Consider the following 18,047-nt stretch of genomic DNA (forward strand, 5'->3'; position numbering starts at 1 on the left):
CACTCAGGGGACAATAATGAACCGCCAAAAACATCTGCGCCTCCGGCTTCTGCTGGGGAGCGCTATCATGGCTGCCGCTATTCCGGCCTTCGCCCAGGCCCAGACCGCTCCCGCCGCCACGGAAGAGCAATCGACGGCCCTGGACGACATCGTCGTCACCGCGACGAAGCGCGAAACCAACCTGCAGGACACCCCGATCTCGATCTCGGTGGTCAACTCCGAGGCGCTGGCCGACCGTCACGTGCAGAGCCTGATGGACCTCGCCGACGGCGCCGTACCCTCGCTGCGCGTCCAAACCTTCGAAGCCCGCCAGTCGGCCCTGACCATCGGCATCCGCGGCATCGTGCCCAACGACGCCAACCAGCCCGCCCGTGAACAGGGCGTCGGCGTCTACGTCGATGGCGTCTATCTGGCCCGCCAGCACGGCCTCGGCGCCGCCCTGCTCGACATCGAACGCGTCGAAGTCCTGAAGGGCCCGCAAGGCACCCTGTTCGGCCGCAACACCGAGGGCGGCGCGCTCTCGATGGTGACGCGCAAGCCGACCGGCATCTTCGACATGCGCGCGGTCGCCGGCGTCGGCAACTACGGCTCGTACAACTCCGAACTGCACGTCAACTTCCCGGCCTTCAACGACTTCGCCTTCAAGGTCGACGGCGTGATCTCGGTCCAGGGTCCGATCACCAAGAACCCGCTGCCGGGCCAGACCGGCTTCGGCGAATATGACCGCCGCGGCCTGCGCATCCAGACGCGCTGGACCCCGACCAGCAACTTCACGGCCGACCTGGCCGCCGACATCGGCAAGGACAAGAACACCCCGTTCTACAGCCAGCTGCTGAACTTCAACCCGAACAACCTGACCGTGGTGCCGTTCACCTCGGCCACCGTTCCGTCAGGCTCGATCCGCGCCCTGGCCCCGATCGTCCAGGTCAACGGCACCAGCGTGATGCGCGTCGCCGACATCGGCGTGCCGCAGCAGTACAGCGTCGACGACACCCGCGGCGCCGATCTGCACCTGTCCTACCACCCGAACGACAGCGTCGAGATCCGCTCGATCACCGCCTACCGTGAAGTCGACGTCGAGCAGTACGACAACATCGCCGGCGCTCACCGTCCGCCGATCGTCGGCCCGAACACCAACTTCAGCCGCTACTCCCTGGCCGGCTTCTGGCAGCACCAGTTCAGCCAGGAGCTCCAGGCAGTCGGTTCGCTGGGCGACAGCATCGACTACGTCGCCGGCCTGTTCTACTTCAAGGAAACCGTCTCGGACGACGCGGCGACCCCGTCGACCAACCGCTGGAACGCCGACGGCACAGGCTACACGATCAACGATCCGACCCCGACCATCCGAGGCTTCCGCTCGATCGACCGCGCCTCGACCGCCCATTCGGAATCCAAGGCCATCTACGGTCAGGCGACCTGGACCCCGGCCAGCATGGCCTCCCTGCACCTGACGGTGGGCGGCCGCTACACCTGGGATGACAAGGACGGCATCCTGTACATGGTCAACAACGCCGCGACGAACTTCACGTTCGACTCCTCGGTGGACCGTTTCGACCCGATGGTCACCCTGGCCTATGACGTGTCGGATCAGGTCAACGTCTACGCCAAATACTCGACCGGCTACCGCGCCGGCGGCGCCTCCTCGCGCTCGCTGACCTACCGCTCGTTCGATCCGGAAGAGGTCAAGGCGTACGAAGTCGGCGTGAAGAGCGACCTGCTCGACAACCGCCTGCGCCTGAACGCCGCCGTCTATGCGATGGACCGTACGGACAGCCAGATCGACTTCAGCCTAGTCACCGTCGTCGGCGCCTCGACCCGGAACACCCTGGAAACGATCAACGCCCCTGGCACCACGACCATCCGCGGCGCCGAGCTGGAAGGTCAGTTCCAGGCCACCGAGAACCTGCGTCTGTCGGCCTCCTACGCCTATACCGACGCCAAGATCCCGGACACGGTGAACCCGTTCAACAACGTCCTGCAGAAGGTGTTCATCGCCTATACGCCGGAAAACGCTTTCAGCGTCGCCGCCGACTTCGACACCCCGTTGATGGGCGCGACCTTCAAGGCTCACCTGGACGTCAACTACGCCGACGCCACCCAGAGCTTCGACCAGTTCGCGATCACCAACGACCAGTCGCTGATCGTGAACGGCCGCGTCGCCATCACCGACATCCAGACGGCGCCCGGCGCGCCCTCGCTGGAAGTCTCGGTCTGGTCGCGCAACCTGCTGGACGAGCAGTACGTCTACCGTCGTGACCCCTCGAACCGGGCCACCATCGGCGACTACGGCAACTTCAACACCCCGCGCACATTCGGCATCCAGCTGACGGCGAAATACTAGGACCGGGCAGGGCGGCCCCCAGGTCCGCCTCTCCTCGATCTCCCGCCCCTCCGTCGCTCCAGCGGCGGAGGGGTTTGCCGTTTTGGTCGCGATCGCGTGATGGCTGCATCGCGAATTTTCTGATCATTATTGGATATTGTGTGGAGGTTTACGGGCGTTTCGATGGACGAATCATCCTTTCGCTGGACGCCGGAACGCGCGCGCGCGATGGGCGGGGCCTGAGGAGATCCCATGCCCGCCCTGATCCTGATCCCGAAGACGAAGTCGAGATCGCCGAGATCCTGGACGCCTATCTGCGTCGCGAGGGCTTCCGCACGGTCTGCGCCGCCGACGGGGAGGTGGCCGCCGACCTGCACGCCGCCCTGAAGCCCGACCTGGTCCTGCTGGACGTCCGCATGCCCAAGCGGGACGGCTGGGACGTGCTGGGCGAACTGCGCCGCCGGGGCGACACCCCCGTGGTCATGATCACCGCCCTGGATCAGGACATCGACAAGCTGCAGGCCTTTGAGGCTGCGCGCAAGATCACCGAGGGCGACCTTTCGGCCCGGGCCGCGGTCGGCGACCGGTCGCTGGGCGAGACCGCCGTCCTGGTCGACGACTTCAACACCATGGCGGCCCGGATGCAGACCCAGGCCGAGGACATGATCACCTGGAACGGCTCCATCGCCCATGAACTCAGGACCCCCGTCACCATCCTGAAAGGCAGGCTCAGGGTGTCTGGGACGGGGTGTTCGAGATGGATGAGGCCACCTGACCAGCCTGCTGCGCCAGGTCGACGGCCTGGCCCGGCTGGTCGAGGACCTGCGCATCGTCAGCCTGGCCGACAGCCGGCGGCTGTCCCTGCTGCAGGAGCTGGTCGATCTGGCCGAGGTCGTCGGCGAGCTGCGCGGCGTCGCCGAGCCGGGGCTGATCGAGGCGGGGTTCCGGCCGCGCTGGCGGCTGGACCGGGTCCTGACCGTTTGCGACCCGGTTCGGCTGCGTCAGGCCACTCTTGTGCTGATCGAGAACGCCCGGGTGCACGCCACGCCGGGCGCCCTGACCATCGGGGTCCGCCAAGAGGGCGATCGGGCCGTCCTTCAGGTGATGGACGCGGGGCCCGGCCTGCCGCCAGGTTTCGAGGGGCGGGCCTTCAATCCCTTCCAGCGGCACGGGCGCGCGGCCTCGGGAACCGGTCTGGGCCTGGCGGTCGTCCGCGCCATCGCCGAGGCGCACGGGGGCCGCGCCCTTCACCGCACCCGCCCGCGCGGCGGCTCGATTTTCGAGATCGACATCCCCATCGTCAGCGGCGCCGGCGACTGAGCGTTCCACCAGCGGGACGACCCCGGCCGCAACGTCTCTTGCGATTGTAAAAATCCGGCGCATTGTCACGCTTTCATCGCGAGGCCCCCCGGGCAGGCTCCGCGATCCCCTCCGACCCGACTGGCGCCGATACCGATGATCGCCATCCTTATGGCATGGACGCTTCAGTCGGCTGCCGCCGGCGTGGCCGTTCCGGTCTCCGACCAGTGCTACGCTGAGCTGGCCGCCGGGCTGAACGATCCGGGCGCCGTCTCGGAGCCCCAGGTCCGGGCCCGCCTGAACGACGCGCGCGAGCGGCTGGCCGTCCTCGCCGTCGGCGCCTTCCGCGCCGTTCGGACCCTGCCGCATGACCGCGAACTCGATCTCGTGGAGCTCAAGTCCATGGCCGCGCGCGGCGCGATCAAACAGGCGGAGGTCGACCGCGCCGCCGCCGACTGGGATCGGGCCATGCAGGGCCATCGCTATGTGCTCAACCAGATCCTCAGCCGCTATCCGTCCTGCGACGTCCTGGGCGCCGAGCGCGCCGACCCGGACTACCAGGCCATCGTCAGCGCCGCCGCCCGCGTCACCGAACGCCCGGCCTAGGTCTGCGGAGAGGGCGGCTGGTGCCGGCTGCAGGAATCGAACCCGCGACATCCAGTTTACAAAACTGGCGCTCTACCAACTGAGCTAAGCCGGCCCTTCAGCGAAGGAGGAGGCGGTCGGGCCGCGTCCGGCGCGGGTTATGCTGGCGGAAAGCGTCGCGGGCAAGCAGATTGGCGCCATGCGGCTGTCGTTTCCCTATCTCGCCCCGATTCTGATGCTGGTGGCGTCGAACGTCTTCATGACCTTCGCTTGGTACGGCCACCTGAAGTTCGGCTCCAAACCGCTGTGGATCGTGGTCGGTGTCAGCTGGGCCATCGCCTTCTTCGAATACTGCCTGGCCGTGCCCGCCAACCGCATCGGCCACACGGTCTATTCGGCGGCCGAGCTGAAGACGATGCAGGAGGTGATCACCCTTCTGGTCTTCGCCGTCTTCTCGGTGACGGTGCTGGGCGAGAAGCTGACGATGAACCATGCGGTCGGCTTCGCCATGATCTTCGGCGGGGCCTGGTTCATCTTCCGGGGGCCGTTCTAGGACGGGGGCGGGGCGTAAGGATTTTCAGTGCAGGGAAAATCCTCCGAACCTCCACATGCCTTTCCGGCTGTGGCGCGGCATAGGGGAGGGGACACGAGCACACGGACGAACCCCATGACCCACATTTCCTCGCAGGCTTCCGGCAAGCCCTTCCTCAACCCGGTGCGGGTGATCGGCTGGAGCCTGATCGCGGTGCTGCTGGCGATCCCGGCGGTCGCCATGCGCTTCATCCACGAGGTGAACTGGTCGACCTTCGACTTCCTCGTCGCCGGCGCCCTTCTGATCAGCGCGGGTCTGGCCTTCGAACTGGTCTTCTGGCGGGCGCGCGGGCTTCAGCTGCGGCTGGCCCTGGGGCTGGCGATCCTGGCCGTCGTCCTGTTCGTCTGGGCCCAGGGGGCGGTGGGGATTTTCTGAACCCACGCCGGGCTATAGGCTCCAGCCATGCCGCTGGATCAGCTCGATGTCATCATCCGTATCGCCGGGGCGACTCTTCTGGTGGTCGCCGCGATCGGCAAGTGGCGGCGAGGGGACAGGTCTGATGATCGCTGGTTCGCGCCGCTGGCCCTGTGTCTGTGCGGGTTTCTGGCGGGCAATACGCCGGTGTCGGCGTTGCAGCTGGGCGGTCCCATCGGCCATCTGGCAGTGCTGCTCAGCGGTCTGACGGTCGCCTTCCTCTGGTGGTTCTGCCTGTCGGTGTTCGACTGGACCTTCCGGCCGCGCGGCGCCGTGCTGATCGTCGGCCTGATGTGGATGGTCGTGGCCTGCGCCGACCGCGGCGTCTTCGGCGAGGCGATCGCCCAGCGCGGCCTGTCGTGGGTCCTGATCGCCATGGGGCTGGGGATGATGGCGTATCTGGCCTGGCGGTTGGTCCGCGACCGCGAGGGCGATCTGATCGACAGCCGCCGCCGCTCGCGCCTGTGGGTCGCGATCCTGCCCGCCGCCCAGCTTCTGGCCGACATGGGCGCCGACCTGGCCTTCGGTCTGGACTGGCAGCCGCAGCTCTTCTCCATCGCCCAGAACGCGGCGGTGCTGGCCTTCACGGGGTGGCTTCTGGCTCTCGGAGGAGACCGTGTGGCCGCGTCGCCTGCCGTCGTCCGGGCGCCGACCGCTTCCGATCCCGAAGCGACCGCGCTGGAGGCCCGGCTGCGGCGTCTGATGGAGGTCGACAAGGTCTGGCTCGATCCCCACCTCGACCTTGCGGCCTTCGTGCGCATGATGAGCGCCTCGGAGCGGGCGGTGCGGCGGCTGATCCTCGACCGGCTGGGCCATGACCACTTCCGCACCTTCCTGAACGCCGCCCGCATGGCAGAGGCGCGGCGGTTGCTGGCCGATCCGGCGCGGCGCGACGAGAAGCTGATCGTCATCGCCATGGACAGCGGCTTCGCCTCCCTGCCGTCGTTCAACCGGGTGTTCCAGCAGGTGGAGGGCGCCAGCCCCGGCGCCTGGCGGTCGGCGCGGCTCTCGACCTCCGATGCGGAAGCCGGCCGGACGGCGCCCGCCGCCTGAATCTGACCGTCACAAGGTTTTGAGATGCGGTTCGCCGGGTTCTGAGAAGCCGGTCGCTGCCGACCATCCTATCCGTCGCGCTCTCGCAGCCAGTGGAGTGAACGGCGTGGACGGCTTTATCGGTATTCTGGGCGTGGTCGCCCTTCTGCTCGTCGTGGGCGGCGGTTTCGGCCTGCTGCTGCCGGGCAGGATCTCATGGCTCTGGCTGCTGTCGGCGGCGGGGCTGGTGTTCGTCAACGACGCCATGCTGACCCGGGTCTGGGGCCTGATCCCGGATGTAATTCCGCACAGCAACTGGAACTGGCAGGGCAAGCTGATGGCGCTGGCGGTCACCCTCGCGGTCGCCGCCCTGCCGATGCTCGGGTGGAAGCGGTCGGGCCTGACCCTGACGCAGGCGCCCGGAAGCTGGAAGACGGCCCTGCCCGTGACGGCGGCCTATGCGGGTCTGTTTCTGGTGATGGCGCTGATCTTCCCGAACGAGAGCGCCTCGAAGGAGGCGATCGCCTTCCAGCTGACCATGCCGGGGCTTGAGGAGGAACCGTTCTATCGCGGCGTCCTGCTCGTGGCGTTGGGTCAGGCCTTCTCGGGGCGGCTGAGACTGCTCGGCGTCGACTGGAGTCTGGGCGCGCTGCTGTCCTGCGCCCTGTTCGGACTGGCCCACGCCTTCGGCTTCTCGGACGGCGCCTTCTCGTTCGACCCGATGACCATGGCCCTGACCAGCCTGCCGTCCCTGATCGGGGTCTGGCTGGTGCTGAAGACGCGCAGCCTGCTGCTGCCGGTGCTGATGCACAATTTCGGCAATGCGATCATGCTGCTGGTCTGAGCGCGCAGGCCTCAGTCCAGCGCCGCCGCGATCCGGTCCGCCAGCCCCCGCAGCACGGCCGCGTCGGCCATCGGCGCATGGCCGTGGCCCTTGAGTTGGCGGTCGGACCAGCGGGGGATGATGTGGAAATGCAGGTGGTAGACGGTCTGGCCGCCCGCCTCGCCGTTGAACTGCATGATGGAGAAGCCTTCGGGCTCCAGGGCCTTGGTCACGGCCTTGGCCGTGCGCTGGACGGCGGCGGTCAGTTTGGCCAGCACCTCGGGTTCGACCTCCAGCAGATTGCGCGCCCGGGAGGTCTTCGAGATCACCAGCACATGACCCTCCGACTGGGGGAAGACGTCCATGAAGGCGAGGACGTCTTCGTCCTCCCACACCTTCACCGAGGGAATGCCGCCCGACAGGATCTTGGAGAAGATGTTCTCGGGGTCATAGGCGCCCGTCAGGCTCATGGTCGTCTCCGTCGGCGGATTCTGTGTGCCGCCCCGTGATAGCAGACCGGTGCGGCGCCTGAGGAGCTTTGCCGTCGTCTTCTTTCGGCCTAAGGCGGACCAAAGCCGCGCCCGGGCGTTCAGACCGGGAGAACGAGGACCCCCGATGACTGACGCCAACTCCCCCCAGACCGACCTCAACGCCAGCGATGCGGCCAATGCCGCCGCCGACGCCAACCCCATCGCCCAGCCCCTGGTCATCGACCCGGCGCCCGATGCGAACACCGATCTGGTCCTGATCGAGTCGACCACGGACGGGGTGGTCTTCGTCACCATCAACCGGCCGGCGAAGAAGAACGCCTTCAACGCCGAGACCATCGCCGCCCTGCACGAGGCCTTCCTGACCCTGCACGGGGCCGACACGGTGCGAGTGGTCTTCATCCGGGGCGCCGGCGGGACGTTCAGCGCGGGCGCCGACCTGTCGTGGATGCGCTCTGCCGCCGACTGGTCCGAGAGCGACAATCGCGACGACGCCATGGGGCTGGCGAAGATGCTGAAGGCCCTGCACGACGTCCCGGCCCTGACGGTCGCCGTCGTCGAGGGCGCGGCCATGGGCGGCGGGGCGGGCATCGTCGCCGCCTGCGACATGGCCGTCGGCGTGGACGGCGCCAAATTCGCCTTCTCCGAGGTCAAGCTGGGCCTGATCCCCGCGACCATCGCCCCCTATGTGGTCGAAGCGGTCGGCGCGCGCCGGGCCCGGGCCCTGTTCCTGACCGGGAACACCTTCGACGCCGACTATGCCGCCCATCTGGGGTTGATCGACATGGTCCTGCCGGACACGGCTTCGATCGACGCCTTCGTCAGCATGCTGACCGAGAGCCTGGCGGGCAGCGCGCCCCGCGCCATGGGCGACGCCAAGGCCCTGGTGCACCATGTGGCCGCCCACAAGCTGGACAACAGTCTCATGGAAGACACGGCCAAGCGCATCGCACGCGCTCGTGTTTCAGAAGAAGGGCAGGAGGGGGTGCGCGCCTTCCTCGAAAAACGTAAACCCGTCTGGGCTGTGTAGATTCTAGACGGGGGCGTCATGTCAGCGGAACTTGAGGCGGCGGCGCTGGATTCGGCGGGCGGCTGGCTGCGCTGGAAGCGCAAACATGCGGACATTCCGGTCGGCACGCCCTGCGCCAACTGCGAAACGCCGCTGCAGGGGACCTATTGCCATACCTGCGGCCAACTGGCCGAGGATTTCCACCGCAACTCCTGGCACCTGCTGGTCGAGGCGGTGGAAAGCCTGCTGCACCTCGACGGCAAGCTGTTCAGCACCCTGCCCAATCTGCTGCGTCGGCCCGGAAAGCTGACCCGCGACTTCCTGGACGGCAAGCGGGCCTCGCAGGTCCAGCCGTTCCGCATGTTCCTGGTCATCCTTCTGGTCGTGCTGTTCGTCAGCCATCTGGCGCAGAAGAAGACCGAGCATGGCGCGGAGGAGGGCGCTCACGGGACGACCAACAGCGCCGTTCATGTGAACACCCCGGGCGGGGATCACGGAGCCGGCGAGGCGGCGACGGAGCCGACCCAGAACAAGCCGACGGGCCTGCTGCCCCTGCCGAACACGCCCCATACCCGGGCCGCGCTCGATGAGGCGCGGGCCGAGATCGCCATGGATCCGACCATGACCGCCGCCGAGAAGCGGACGGCGCTGATGGCCGTGAATGGCGACTGGGCCAAATTCGGTCAGGCGGTCGCCGACCAGAAGACGGCCGAGGCCGCCGCCGACGGGCATATGATCGACACAAGCCCGAACGACAGCGCCCGGATGAAGGCGTTCAAACACTGGGCCGAGGTGCGCATCGACGCGATCCGCGAGGACCCCAAGCGCTTCTCCCTGATCATGGAGATCTGGCTGCACCGCGTGGCCATCTTGGCCCTGCCGGTCTCGGCCCTGATGCTGAGCCTGCTGTTCATCTTCAACCGGCGCTTCTTCGTCTTCGACCATCTGGTCTTCTCGATGCATTCCCTGTCGTTCCAGATGCTGCTGGTGACGGTCATCCTGCTGCTGTCGATGCTGATCGGCGGCTGGGCCTGGTGGCTGATCCTGATCATGCCGGTGCATCTGTATCTGCACATGAAGGGGGCCTATGAGCGCAGCGCCTTCGGCACCGTCTGCCGGATGACGGCCCTGTTCGTCATGACCACCTTCACCTTCAGCACCCTGGCGCTGTTGTGGCTCTATCTCGCCTTCAACGAGATGGCGGGACATTGATCAATCCGGGTCAGAAGCTCGGTCGGAGGTTGGCGCGGAGCCAGCTGTTTCGATCGTCGCTTGTCACGGTCTACGGGATCGGTCTGGTACTGTGCCTGCTGACCATCGCCGGCGCGGTCGCCATGCCGCGGGCGCCTTCGCGGTGGGCCGTCGTGGCGGCCTTCACGGCTGCGGCGGCGGTCATCGTCTGGCGTCTGTGGCTGTATCGGCGGACCTACGTCACCGGCGGGCGGCCCCCGGCGCGTCGTCTGCTGCTGGTGTTTCTGCCGCGAGCCGTCCTGGCGGTGGTGGGACTGGTGCTGGCGCTGGCCGGGGTGGGCTATATCATCATCTCCTTCGCCTTGGTTCGCGCACCCGGATTTCAGGAGACGGAAAGCGGGTCCACGCAGACGATGATGTGCGTGATCGGCGGTGTCCTGGCCCTCGTGGGCGGACTGTTCCTGACGCCTCTGATCCTCGCGCTGAGAGGGCGCCGGTCGCCTGACAGCGCGCCGGAAACGCCGTTGGACCCCGCGTCGCCGTCGCAGGACGTTTCAGCGACTTGAGCCCACGCGTTTCCGGGCTTAGGTCTGCGCCATGCGCCAGTCCTTCGATGAAACCACCGATCCGTCCTTCGGGGCCAAACACCTTCCGCTCGTTCGCGCCCGTCTGGCCGAGCAGGGCCTGGACGGCCTGCTGGTCCCGCACGAGGACGAGCACCAGAACGAATATCTGCCCGAGGCCAACGACCGTCTGGCCTGGCTGACCGGCTTCACCGGCTCGGCGGGCGCCGCGGTGGTGCTCAAGGACCGCGCCGCCGTCTTCGCCGACGGCCGCTATACGGTGCAGGTCCGCGCCCAGGTCGATCCGGGCCAGTTCGAGATCCTCGACCTCGTCGAGGGCGGGGTGCCCGCCTATCTGGCCGGCGCGCCCAAGGGCGCCGTCATCGGCTATGACGCCCGGCTGCACAGCCCGGACGCCCTGGCCGGCCTGACCCGCGCCGCCGCCCGCGCGGGCGCGGAGCTGAAGCCCGTCGACGTCAATCCGCTGGACCAGGCCTGGGGCGACGCCCGTCCCGGCCAGCCCCAGGCGCCGGTGGTCCCGCACGAGGACCGCTATTCCGGCGAGAGCAGCGCCTCCAAGCGCGCCCGCATCGGCCGGGCCGTCACCGACGCCGGCGCCGACGTCGCCGTCCTGACCGCCCCGTCCTCCATCGCCTGGCTGTTCAATGTGCGCGGCGGCGACGTGATTCGTTCGCCCCTGCCGCTGGGACAGGCCATTGTCGCCGCCGACGGCTCGGCCCAGCTGTTCCTCGACCCGGCCAAGGTGACCAATGAACTGCCCGGCTGGCTGGGCGACGACGTCGCGCTCAAGCCCTCCGGCCATCTCGACGAAGCCTTGGGCGAGCTTTCAGGCCGCAAGGTGCTGATCGACCCGGCGCAATCCTCGGCCTGGTATTTCGACCGGCTGGAAGGGGCGGGGGCGACGATCGTGCGCGCCATGGACCCCTGCGCCCTGCCGCGCGCGGCCAAGAACCCGGTCGAGATCGAGGGCACGCGTCAGGCCCATATCCGCGACGGCGCCGCCCTGACCCGCTTCCTGCACTGGGTCGGCACGACGGCCCAGGAAACGCTTCCGGACGAGCGTGAGATCGCGGGCGTGCTGGAGGGCTTCCGCGAGGCCACGGGCGCGCTCAAGGACCTGTCGTTCGACACCATCGCCGGGGCGGGCCCCAACGGCGCCCTGCCGCACTACAAGCCCGTCGGCGACAAGATCCGCCGCATCGAGAGGGGCTCCCTACTGCTGGTCGACGGCGGCGGCCAGTATCTGGACGGCACCACCGACGTGACCCGGACCATGGCCATCGGCGAGCCGACGGCGGACCAGATCCGCATGTTCACCCTGGTGCTCAAGGCCCATATCGCCATGGCGGTGATTCGCTTCCCGGTCGGCACCACGGGGCACCAGCTGGACGCCGTCGCCCGCGCCCCGATGTGGATGGCCGGCCTCGACTACGATCACGGCACCGGCCACGGCGTCGGCAGCTATCTCGGCGTCCACGAGGGGCCGCAACGCATCGCCAAGGCGGTGAACACCCAGCCGCTGCTGACCGGCATGATCCTGTCCAACGAGCCCGGCTATTACCGCGAGGGCCACTGGGGCATCCGTATCGAGACCCTGCAGGTCGTCACCGCGCCTGAGCCCATCCCGGGCGGCGAGCGGCCGATGCATGGCTTCGAACAGCTGACCTTCGCCCCGCTGGACCGCCGCCTGATCGACGTGTCGATGCTGACCGACGCCGAGCGCGCCTATGTCGACGCCTATCACGCCGAGACCCTGGCCAAGGTCGGGCCGCTGCTGGATGGTGAAGCGCTGGAGTGGCTGAAAATTCAGGCGGTGCCGCTCTGATCCAGCCTTGCGGTTCGGCGGCGTCGTGACGACCTGAAGCCTTCACCGAAAAGGAGCGCCCCATGAAGATCCGCACGCTTGGACAATCCGGCCCGGAGGTCGGCGCCGTCGGTCTCGGCTGCATGGGGATGGCGTCCTTTTACGGACAGCCGTCGGACGAGGCCCAGGCCACGGCCGTCATCCATCGCGCGCTCGAGCTCGGCGTCACCCTGTTCGACACGGCCGAGATGTACGGCCCGCACACCAATGAGATGCAGGTCGGCAAGGCGCTGGAGGGCAGGCGCGACCAGGCCTTCGTCGCCACCAAGTTCGGCATCAACTGGAACGAGGACCGCACGGCGCTCAAGATCGACGGCTCGCCCGCCAATGTCCGCCGCGCCATCGAGGGCAGCCTGAAGCGGCTGAACATGGACCACGTCGACCTCTACTACCTGCACCGGGTCGATCCGGACACGCCAATCGAGGAGACGGTCGGGGCCATGGCCGAACTGGTCAAGGAGGGCAAGGTCCGCTTCCTGGGCCTGTCGGAGGCCGCGCCGGCGACCATCCGCAAGGCCCACGCCACTCATCCGATCACCGCGCTGCAGACCGAATACTCGCTGTGGAGCCGCGAGCCCGAGGCGGAGATCCTGCCGACGGTGCGCGAGCTGGGCATCGGCTTCGTGCCCTACAGCCCGCTGGGCCGGGGCTTCCTGTCCGGGGAGATCAAGTCGATCGACGACCTGGCGCCCGACGACTTCCGCCGCTCCAACCCGCGCTTCCTCGGCGACAATTTCCAGAAGAACCTCGATCTGGTCGACGCCGTGAAGGCCTTGGCCGCGACCAAGGGTCTGACGGCGGCGCAACTGGCCCTGGCCTGGGTGCTGGCGCAGGGGTCGGATCTGGTTCCGATCCCCGGCACGCGGCGGATTGCGACGCTGGAAGACAATACGGCGGCGGCCGATGTGGTCCTGACGTCCGAGGACCTCGCCGCCATCGAGGCGGTGTTCCCGAAGGATTCGGCGTCCGGCGACCGCTACGCGCCGGCGGGGCAGGCGGCGTTGAATCGGTGATCTGAAATCCTCCCCCGCCGGGGGAGGTGGCGCGGCGCTCTTCGCGCCGTGACGGAGGGGGCTGATCCAGACTCGGTGTCTGCGGCTGGCCCCCTTCCACCCCGTCGGGGTCCCCCTCCCCCAGAAGGGGGAGGAGATTCGTTTGCTACTGAACCCGCATCCAGGTTTGCGTCTTGCACAGGGGCGCGACGATACAGCCGCGCAAGCGCAGGGTGTTCGGGTTGGTCAGGGTGATGGTGCCGCGATAGGTGCCGCCGTCATCGGGGTTGTAGACCGAGCCGTTGCGCCATTCGGTCGGGCCGCCGGTGAAGCCGCTCAGCATCTGCAGATTGCGCAGCGGACGGGCGCGCTGGGCCTGATCGCGGTTGTGGCTGTCGGTCATGCCCGGATTGGCGCGGATGTGGTCCGAGGTCACCAGCACGCCGCACAGGGCCTGGCCGCAGCGGCTGATGCGCACCTGACCGCCGTTGGTCGGGGTCTGCCACAGGCCGGTCGGATCGCCGGGAGGCGGGGCGGCGACCGCGGAGGCGGCGAGGGCGGCGACCGAGAGGGCGGCGGCGGCGAAAAGGGTGGCTTTCATGATCGTTTCCCTGGTTCGGACCGTGTCGGCCCGTTGAGGTCAGACTGACCCGCGTTTCCGTTCTAAACAAGGCTGATCCGCCGATCACGGTTCCTTGATTGTCGATAAAAAACCGGACCTTAGGTCAAGTTTCTAACCGATCAGCGCCAGCCAGTCGTCCTCGCTCAGGACGCTAACCCCGTGCTTTTCCGCGTCTTTCAGCTTGGAGCCCGCGCCCGGGCCGGCGACGACATAGTCGGTCTTCTTGGACACCGATCCGCTGACCTTGGCGCCGAGGCTTTCGGCGCGGGCCTTGGCCTCGTCACGGGTGAACTTCTCCAGCGAACCGGTGAAGACGACGGTCTTGCCGGCGACGGGGCTGTCGGTCTTCGGCTTTTCGGCGTCGACGACCCCGGTCAGTTCGTTGATGAGGGCATCGACGACCGTGCGGTTGTGGGCCTCGTGGAAGAACTCGGCGACGGCGCGGGCGGCGACGGGGCCGACGCCGGCGATCCCGGCGATCTGGCCGAGTGTCTCGGACGGGCCGTCCTCGCGCGCGATCCGGGCCAGTTCCAGCACGGCGGACCAGTCGGGCGCCAGTTCGGCCAGCGCGCGGCGGGCGGGGGTGGCGACGCCGGGGAAGGCCAAGGCCAGCTTCTGGTCGACCGGCGCCTCGGGCCAGGGATCGGCGGGCGACAGTTCGGCCGCCGCCATCACCGACAGGGTCCGCTGCGAAACCCCATGGCCCTCGGCCAGCCGGGTCCAGTCGGGCGACGGAATGCCGGCGGCGGCCTCCAGCCCCGCGGCGTAGAACGCATCCCAACTTCCGAAATGCCGGGCCAGCAGCAGGGAGGTCTGGTCGCCGATGTCGCGGATGCCCAGGCCGAAGATCAGCCGCTCCAGGGCGATCACCCGCCGCGCGTCGATGCCCGCAACCAGGTTCTTGACGCTGGTGTCGCCATAGCCGTCCTCGGCGCGCAACAGGTCCAGCTTCTCCTTGTCGCGAGCCAGGCGGAAGATGTCGGCGGGCTCATGGATCCAGCCGCGCTCATGGAAGGCGATCAGCTGTTTCTCGCCCAGACCCTCGATGTCGAAGGCGCGGCGCGAGACGAAATGCTTGAGCCGTTCGACCAGCTGGGCGTTGCAGACCAGGCCGCCGGTGCAGCGGCGGCGCACCTCGCCCTCGGGCCGCACCGCCTCCGATCCGCAGACCGGGCAGTGGGTCGGGAAGACATAGGCTTCGGCGTCGGCGGGGCGGCGATCCAGCACCACCTCAACGATCTGGGGGATGACGTCGCCGGCGCGCTGCAGGACGACGGTGTCGCCGATGCGGACGTCCTTGCGGGCGATCTCGTCCTCATTGTGCAGGGTGGCGTTACTGACGACCACGCCGCCGACGGTCACGGGTTCGAGCCGCGCCACCGGGGTCAGGGAGCCGGTTCGGCCGACCTGGATGTCGATGCCCCGGAGCACCGTCGTGGCCTGTTGGGCCGGGAATTTGTGGGCGATGGCCCAGCGCGGGCTGCGCGAGACGAAGCCCAGCCGCTCCTGCCAGTCCAGCCGGTCGACCTTGTAGACCACGCCGTCGATGTCATAGCCGAGGCCCGCGCGGTCGGTCTCCAGCCCGCGATAGACCTCCATCAGCCCGTCGACGCCCTCGATCCGGACCGAGCGCGGATTGACCTTGAAGCCCCAGGACTTGAGCGCCGCCAAGGCTTCGTCTTGCGTCTCCGCGAACGGCGCCGAGGTCTCGCCCCAGGCATAGGCGAAGAAGGCGAGGGGGCGGGCCGCCGTCACCTTGGGGTCGATCTGGCGCAGCGATCCGGCGGCGAAATTGCGGGGGTTGGCATAGGTGCGCCTGCCCTCGGCTTCGGCGGCGGTGTTGAAGGCGGTGAAACCTTCGTTGGGGGCATAGACCTCGCCGCGCACCTCGATCAGGTCGGGCCAGCCGGAGCCTGCGAGCTTCACCGGAATGTCGGAAATGGTCTTCAGATTGGCGGTGATGTCCTCGCCCGTACGGCCGTCGCCGCGCGTCGCGCCCTGGACCAGCACGCCCTTCTCATAGCGGATATTGGCGGACAGGCCGTCGATCTTGGGCTCGGCGACGAAGGCCACGGGATCTGCGTGAGGCAGCTTCAGGAAGCGCTGGATGCGGGCCACGAAGTCGACGACGTCGCCCTCGTCGAAGGCGTTGTCCAGCGACAGCATGGGCACGCCGTGGCGGACTTCGGAGAACTGGCTGGAGGCGGGCGAGCCCACTTTCCGCGACGGTGAATCCGCGCGGATCAGGGCCGGGAAGCGGGTCTCGATGGCCAGGTTGCGGGCCTTGAGGTCGTCGTATTCGGCGTCCGTCAGCTCGGGATTGGCCTCGTTGTACAGGAAGTCGGCTCGGGCCATGGTCACGGCCAGCCGGGCCAGTTCGGCGGCGGCCTGGTCTTCGGTCAGGTCATCGACCGGAAAGGATGCGTTCGGATTCGTCTGGGCCATCGCGGGTTTCATACCACCCGCAGGGGAGGGGATTGGACTCCCGCCGACCGGTTTTTTGCGGCTCATGACAGAACCGTATGCTGACCGGCCTGCCGACGCTCGCTAGGGGCGGGCCGGTCCTTCGGAGTCTGCCATGTCGCGTCGCCTTGTCGTCCTTGCCGCCGCCGCCCTGCTGGCGAGCTGTCAGACCACGACGCCGACACCCGCCCCGGCCCCGGCGCCCGCCGTCCCGGCCAATGCTCAGCAGCTGCTGGACGACGTCCGCATCCTGTCGGCCGATGACATGGAGGGACGTGACACCGGCTCGCCGGGCGGCGAGCGGGCGCGGGCCTATATCGTGTCGCGGCTGGAGGCCATGGGCATTGAAGCGCCGCCGGTCGGCCGGCTGCAGCCGTTCGAGGCCGAGGTTCCGAGCCGCTCCGGGCTGGTGCGCTACAAGGGGACCAACATCATCGGCCTGATCCCCGGAACCCGGGCGACGGATCGCTATATCGTCGTCAGCGCCCACTATGATCACGTGGGGGTCGCCAACGGCCTGGTCTACAACGGGGCCGACGACAACGCCTCGGGCGTGGCGACCATGCTGGAGCTGGCGCGCCGGCTGAAGGCCCAGGCGCCCGAGCATTCCGTCCTGATCGTCGCCTTCGACGGCGAGGAGCGGGGACTGATCGGGGCGAAGCATTTCGTACAGGCGCCGCCGGTCCCTCTGTCGTCCATCGCCCTGAACCTCAATTTCGACATGACGTCGCGGGCCGAGACCGATGGTCATCTGTGGGTTTCGGGGACCTATCAGAACCCGACCTTCCGCCCGATCCTCGATGCCGTCGCCCCCAGTGGCGCGATCTCGCTCGCCTTCGGCCACGACACGCCGCAGGACACAGGCTCGGACAACTGGACCGACGCCTCGGACCACGGCCCATTCTTCAAGGCGGGCCTGCCCTTCATCTATATGGGCGTCGTCGACCACCCCGACTATCACCGCCCGTCGGACGATTTCGACAAGATCACTCCCTCGGCCTTCATCTCCTCGACCGAACTGGCCATCGCCGCCTTCCGGGCCCTGGACCGCTCGCTGGATCGCTGACTTTCGACTGTAACCGGACATTGGCGCTTGCGTCCGGGCGGTCACAGGCGTTCACCTCGAAAAAACAGGGAGGAACGGGGGATGACGGTTACGGGATTCGATCTTCAGCATATCCAGCGGCTGCGGAAGTGGGCCATCGGAGGCTGTCTTCTTGCCGCGGTGGGGCTGTCGATGGTGACGGTCACCGAGTGGGGCGACGGGGTCTTCCATGAAGGTCTGGAAAGCATCGGTCTGGGCGCGATCGTCGTGGCCATCGTGGGGCGCGCCTGGTGCTCGCTCTATATCGGCGGGCGCAAGAAGGCAGAGATCGTCGACACCGGCCCCTATTCGGTCAGCCGCAACCCCCTCTACCTCTTCAGCCACCTCGCGGCATTCGGCATCGGCGCCCAGACCGGCAGCCTGGTCCTGGCCCTGCTGTTCACCCTGATCTCGGTGGTGGTGTTCCACTTCACCGTCCGGCGGGAGGAAGCCTGGCTGCTGAACGCGTTCGGCGCCCCCTATGCCGACTATATGCGCCGGGTGCCGCGCAACGGGCCGGACTTCTCGCGCTGGTGGGACAATCCGTCGCTCGAAGTGCGGCCGCAATTCTTCCTGACGACCCTGCGCGACGGCCTGGTCTTCCTGCTGGCGATCCCGATCTTCGAGGGGATCGAGCATCTGCAGGACATCGGCTGGCTGGCCCCGCTGCTGCATCTGCCGTGAG

18 protein-coding genes, 1 tRNA gene and 1 pseudogene are annotated in these 18,047 nt (G+C 68.0%); 15 read left to right on the forward strand and 5 right to left on the reverse strand.

The window, feature by feature from the left end:
* The first annotated feature begins 67 nt into the window (after nucleotides 1-67).
* Both IFJ75_RS03920 and IFJ75_RS03925 read left to right on the forward strand, forming a co-directional pair.
* Nucleotides 68-2,341 carry a TonB-dependent receptor gene (locus tag IFJ75_RS03920; protein WP_207931370.1) on the forward strand — a complete coding sequence of 758 codons (2,274 nt, stop codon included), beginning with the start codon at nucleotides 68-70 and terminating at the stop codon, nucleotides 2,339-2,341.
* Between the two features lie 140 nt (nucleotides 2,342-2,481).
* Nucleotides 2,482-2,793 (forward strand): annotated as a pseudogene (locus IFJ75_RS03925) (response regulator); the annotation flags it as partial.
* A 256-nt stretch (nucleotides 2,794-3,049) separates the two neighbouring features.
* Here the strand turns inward: IFJ75_RS03925 and IFJ75_RS03930 are convergent.
* Nucleotides 3,050-3,361 (reverse strand): hypothetical protein, encoded by a 312-nt coding sequence (locus IFJ75_RS03930; RefSeq protein WP_207931371.1) that lies wholly within the window; start codon nucleotides 3,359-3,361, stop codon nucleotides 3,050-3,052.
* On the opposite strand from IFJ75_RS03930, the gene IFJ75_RS03935 reads away from it, so the two are divergent.
* Complete coding sequence (locus IFJ75_RS03935) at nucleotides 3,356-3,640, forward strand: sensor histidine kinase (RefSeq protein WP_263973016.1); 285 nt, start codon at nucleotides 3,356-3,358, stop codon at nucleotides 3,638-3,640. The two genes, IFJ75_RS03930 and IFJ75_RS03935, sit on opposite strands and share 6 nt — an antisense overlap.
* Before the next feature lie 135 nt (nucleotides 3,641-3,775).
* A complete protein-coding gene (locus IFJ75_RS03940) occupies nucleotides 3,776-4,225 on the forward strand; it encodes an RND family efflux transporter (protein ID WP_207931373.1) in 450 nt (149 codons plus the stop codon).
* 18 nt (nucleotides 4,226-4,243) lie between these two features.
* Here the strand turns inward: IFJ75_RS03940 and IFJ75_RS03945 are convergent.
* Nucleotides 4,244-4,319: transfer RNA gene (locus IFJ75_RS03945), tRNA-Thr, on the reverse strand.
* 45 nt (nucleotides 4,320-4,364) lie between these two features.
* On the opposite strand from IFJ75_RS03945, the gene IFJ75_RS03950 reads away from it, so the two are divergent.
* From IFJ75_RS03950 to IFJ75_RS03965, 4 genes are all read left to right on the forward strand, one after another.
* Entirely contained in the window at nucleotides 4,365-4,757 is a 393-nt protein-coding gene (locus IFJ75_RS03950; protein ID WP_404822074.1) for a DMT family protein, read from the forward strand.
* A gap of 114 nt (nucleotides 4,758-4,871) precedes the next feature.
* On the forward strand, nucleotides 4,872-5,171 hold the full coding sequence (locus IFJ75_RS03955) for a hypothetical protein (RefSeq protein ID WP_207931374.1): 300 nt from the start codon (nucleotides 4,872-4,874) through the stop codon (nucleotides 5,169-5,171).
* Between the two features lie 27 nt (nucleotides 5,172-5,198).
* Nucleotides 5,199-6,263, forward strand: a complete 1,065-nt coding sequence (locus IFJ75_RS03960; protein WP_207931375.1) for a helix-turn-helix transcriptional regulator — start codon at nucleotides 5,199-5,201, stop codon at nucleotides 6,261-6,263.
* A 106-nt stretch (nucleotides 6,264-6,369) separates the two neighbouring features.
* On the forward strand, nucleotides 6,370-7,086 hold the full coding sequence (locus IFJ75_RS03965) for a CPBP family intramembrane glutamic endopeptidase, BDIM_20840 family (protein ID WP_207931376.1): 717 nt from the start codon (nucleotides 6,370-6,372) through the stop codon (nucleotides 7,084-7,086).
* A gap of 11 nt (nucleotides 7,087-7,097) precedes the next feature.
* On the opposite strand, the gene IFJ75_RS03970 is transcribed toward IFJ75_RS03965, so the two are convergent.
* Nucleotides 7,098-7,535, reverse strand: coding sequence for an HIT family protein (locus IFJ75_RS03970; protein WP_207931377.1), 438 nt, complete (start codon nucleotides 7,533-7,535; stop codon nucleotides 7,098-7,100).
* Between the two features lie 145 nt (nucleotides 7,536-7,680).
* On the opposite strand from IFJ75_RS03970, the gene IFJ75_RS03975 reads away from it, so the two are divergent.
* The 5 genes from IFJ75_RS03975 (at nucleotide 7,681) to IFJ75_RS03995 (ending at nucleotide 13,214) form a co-directional block, all read left to right on the forward strand.
* Nucleotides 7,681-8,583, forward strand: a complete 903-nt coding sequence (locus tag IFJ75_RS03975; protein WP_207931378.1) for an enoyl-CoA hydratase-related protein — start codon at nucleotides 7,681-7,683, stop codon at nucleotides 8,581-8,583.
* A gap of 18 nt (nucleotides 8,584-8,601) precedes the next feature.
* Entirely contained in the window at nucleotides 8,602-9,774 is a 1,173-nt protein-coding gene (locus IFJ75_RS03980) for a DUF3667 domain-containing protein (protein WP_207931379.1), read from the forward strand.
* A 29-nt stretch (nucleotides 9,775-9,803) separates the two neighbouring features.
* Entirely contained in the window at nucleotides 9,804-10,319 is a 516-nt protein-coding gene (locus tag IFJ75_RS03985; RefSeq protein WP_207931380.1) for a hypothetical protein, read from the forward strand.
* Nucleotides 10,320-10,350: 31 nt separating this feature from the next.
* Nucleotides 10,351-12,162 carry an aminopeptidase P family protein gene (locus IFJ75_RS03990; RefSeq protein ID WP_207931381.1) on the forward strand — a complete coding sequence of 604 codons (1,812 nt, stop codon included), beginning with the start codon at nucleotides 10,351-10,353 and terminating at the stop codon, nucleotides 12,160-12,162.
* A 62-nt stretch (nucleotides 12,163-12,224) separates the two neighbouring features.
* A complete protein-coding gene (locus tag IFJ75_RS03995) occupies nucleotides 12,225-13,214 on the forward strand; it encodes an aldo/keto reductase (protein ID WP_207931382.1) in 990 nt (329 codons plus the stop codon).
* Nucleotides 13,215-13,359: 145 nt separating this feature from the next.
* On the opposite strand, the gene IFJ75_RS04000 is transcribed toward IFJ75_RS03995, so the two are convergent.
* Complete coding sequence (locus IFJ75_RS04000; protein ID WP_207931383.1) at nucleotides 13,360-13,794, reverse strand: DUF2147 domain-containing protein; 435 nt, start codon at nucleotides 13,792-13,794, stop codon at nucleotides 13,360-13,362.
* A 132-nt stretch (nucleotides 13,795-13,926) separates the two neighbouring features.
* Complete coding sequence (gene ligA / locus IFJ75_RS04005) at nucleotides 13,927-16,260, reverse strand: NAD-dependent DNA ligase LigA (RefSeq protein WP_207931384.1); 2,334 nt, start codon at nucleotides 16,258-16,260, stop codon at nucleotides 13,927-13,929.
* A 133-nt stretch (nucleotides 16,261-16,393) separates the two neighbouring features.
* Between ligA and IFJ75_RS04010 the strand changes: the two genes are divergently transcribed.
* Both IFJ75_RS04010 and IFJ75_RS04015 read left to right on the forward strand, forming a co-directional pair.
* Nucleotides 16,394-17,344 (forward strand): M20/M25/M40 family metallo-hydrolase, encoded by a 951-nt coding sequence (locus tag IFJ75_RS04010; protein WP_207931385.1) that lies wholly within the window; start codon nucleotides 16,394-16,396, stop codon nucleotides 17,342-17,344.
* Nucleotides 17,345-17,425: 81 nt separating this feature from the next.
* A complete protein-coding gene (locus tag IFJ75_RS04015) occupies nucleotides 17,426-18,046 on the forward strand; it encodes a methyltransferase family protein (RefSeq protein ID WP_207931386.1) in 621 nt (206 codons plus the stop codon).
* Nucleotide 18,047: the final 1 nt, after the last annotated feature.

The sequence above is a fragment of the Brevundimonas goettingensis genome, assembly GCF_017487405.1.
In the GTDB taxonomy this organism is placed as follows: Bacteria; Pseudomonadota; Alphaproteobacteria; order Caulobacterales; family Caulobacteraceae; genus Brevundimonas; species Brevundimonas goettingensis.

Bases quoted from the DNA above. Each gene is read 5' to 3' on its own strand.
- IFJ75_RS03990 (WP_207931381.1), top strand. From the start codon at position 10,351: ATGCGCCAGTCCTTCGATGAAACCACCGATCCGTCCTTCGGGGCCAAA.
- IFJ75_RS03975 (WP_207931378.1), top strand. From the start codon at position 7,681: ATGACTGACGCCAACTCCCCCCAGACCGACCTCAACGCCAGCGATGCG.
- IFJ75_RS03920 (WP_207931370.1), top strand. From the start codon at position 68: ATGGCTGCCGCTATTCCGGCCTTCGCCCAGGCCCAGACCGCTCCCGCC.
- IFJ75_RS04015 (WP_207931386.1), top strand. From the start codon at position 17,426: ATGACGGTTACGGGATTCGATCTTCAGCATATCCAGCGGCTGCGGAAG.
- IFJ75_RS03980 (WP_207931379.1), top strand. From the start codon at position 8,602: ATGTCAGCGGAACTTGAGGCGGCGGCGCTGGATTCGGCGGGCGGCTGG.
- IFJ75_RS03995 (WP_207931382.1), top strand. From the start codon at position 12,225: ATGAAGATCCGCACGCTTGGACAATCCGGCCCGGAGGTCGGCGCCGTC.
- IFJ75_RS04010 (WP_207931385.1), top strand. From the start codon at position 16,394: ATGTCGCGTCGCCTTGTCGTCCTTGCCGCCGCCGCCCTGCTGGCGAGC.
- IFJ75_RS04000 (WP_207931383.1), bottom strand. From the start codon at position 13,794: ATGAAAGCCACCCTTTTCGCCGCCGCCGCCCTCTCGGTCGCCGCCCTC.
- IFJ75_RS03970 (WP_207931377.1), bottom strand. From the start codon at position 7,535: ATGAGCCTGACGGGCGCCTATGACCCCGAGAACATCTTCTCCAAGATC.
- IFJ75_RS03940 (WP_207931373.1), top strand. From the start codon at position 3,776: ATGATCGCCATCCTTATGGCATGGACGCTTCAGTCGGCTGCCGCCGGC.
- IFJ75_RS03960 (WP_207931375.1), top strand. From the start codon at position 5,199: ATGCCGCTGGATCAGCTCGATGTCATCATCCGTATCGCCGGGGCGACT.
- IFJ75_RS03955 (WP_207931374.1), top strand. From the start codon at position 4,872: ATGACCCACATTTCCTCGCAGGCTTCCGGCAAGCCCTTCCTCAACCCG.
- ligA (WP_207931384.1), bottom strand. From the start codon at position 16,260: ATGGCCCAGACGAATCCGAACGCATCCTTTCCGGTCGATGACCTGACC.
- IFJ75_RS03950 (WP_404822074.1), top strand. From the start codon at position 4,365: ATGCTGGCGGAAAGCGTCGCGGGCAAGCAGATTGGCGCCATGCGGCTG.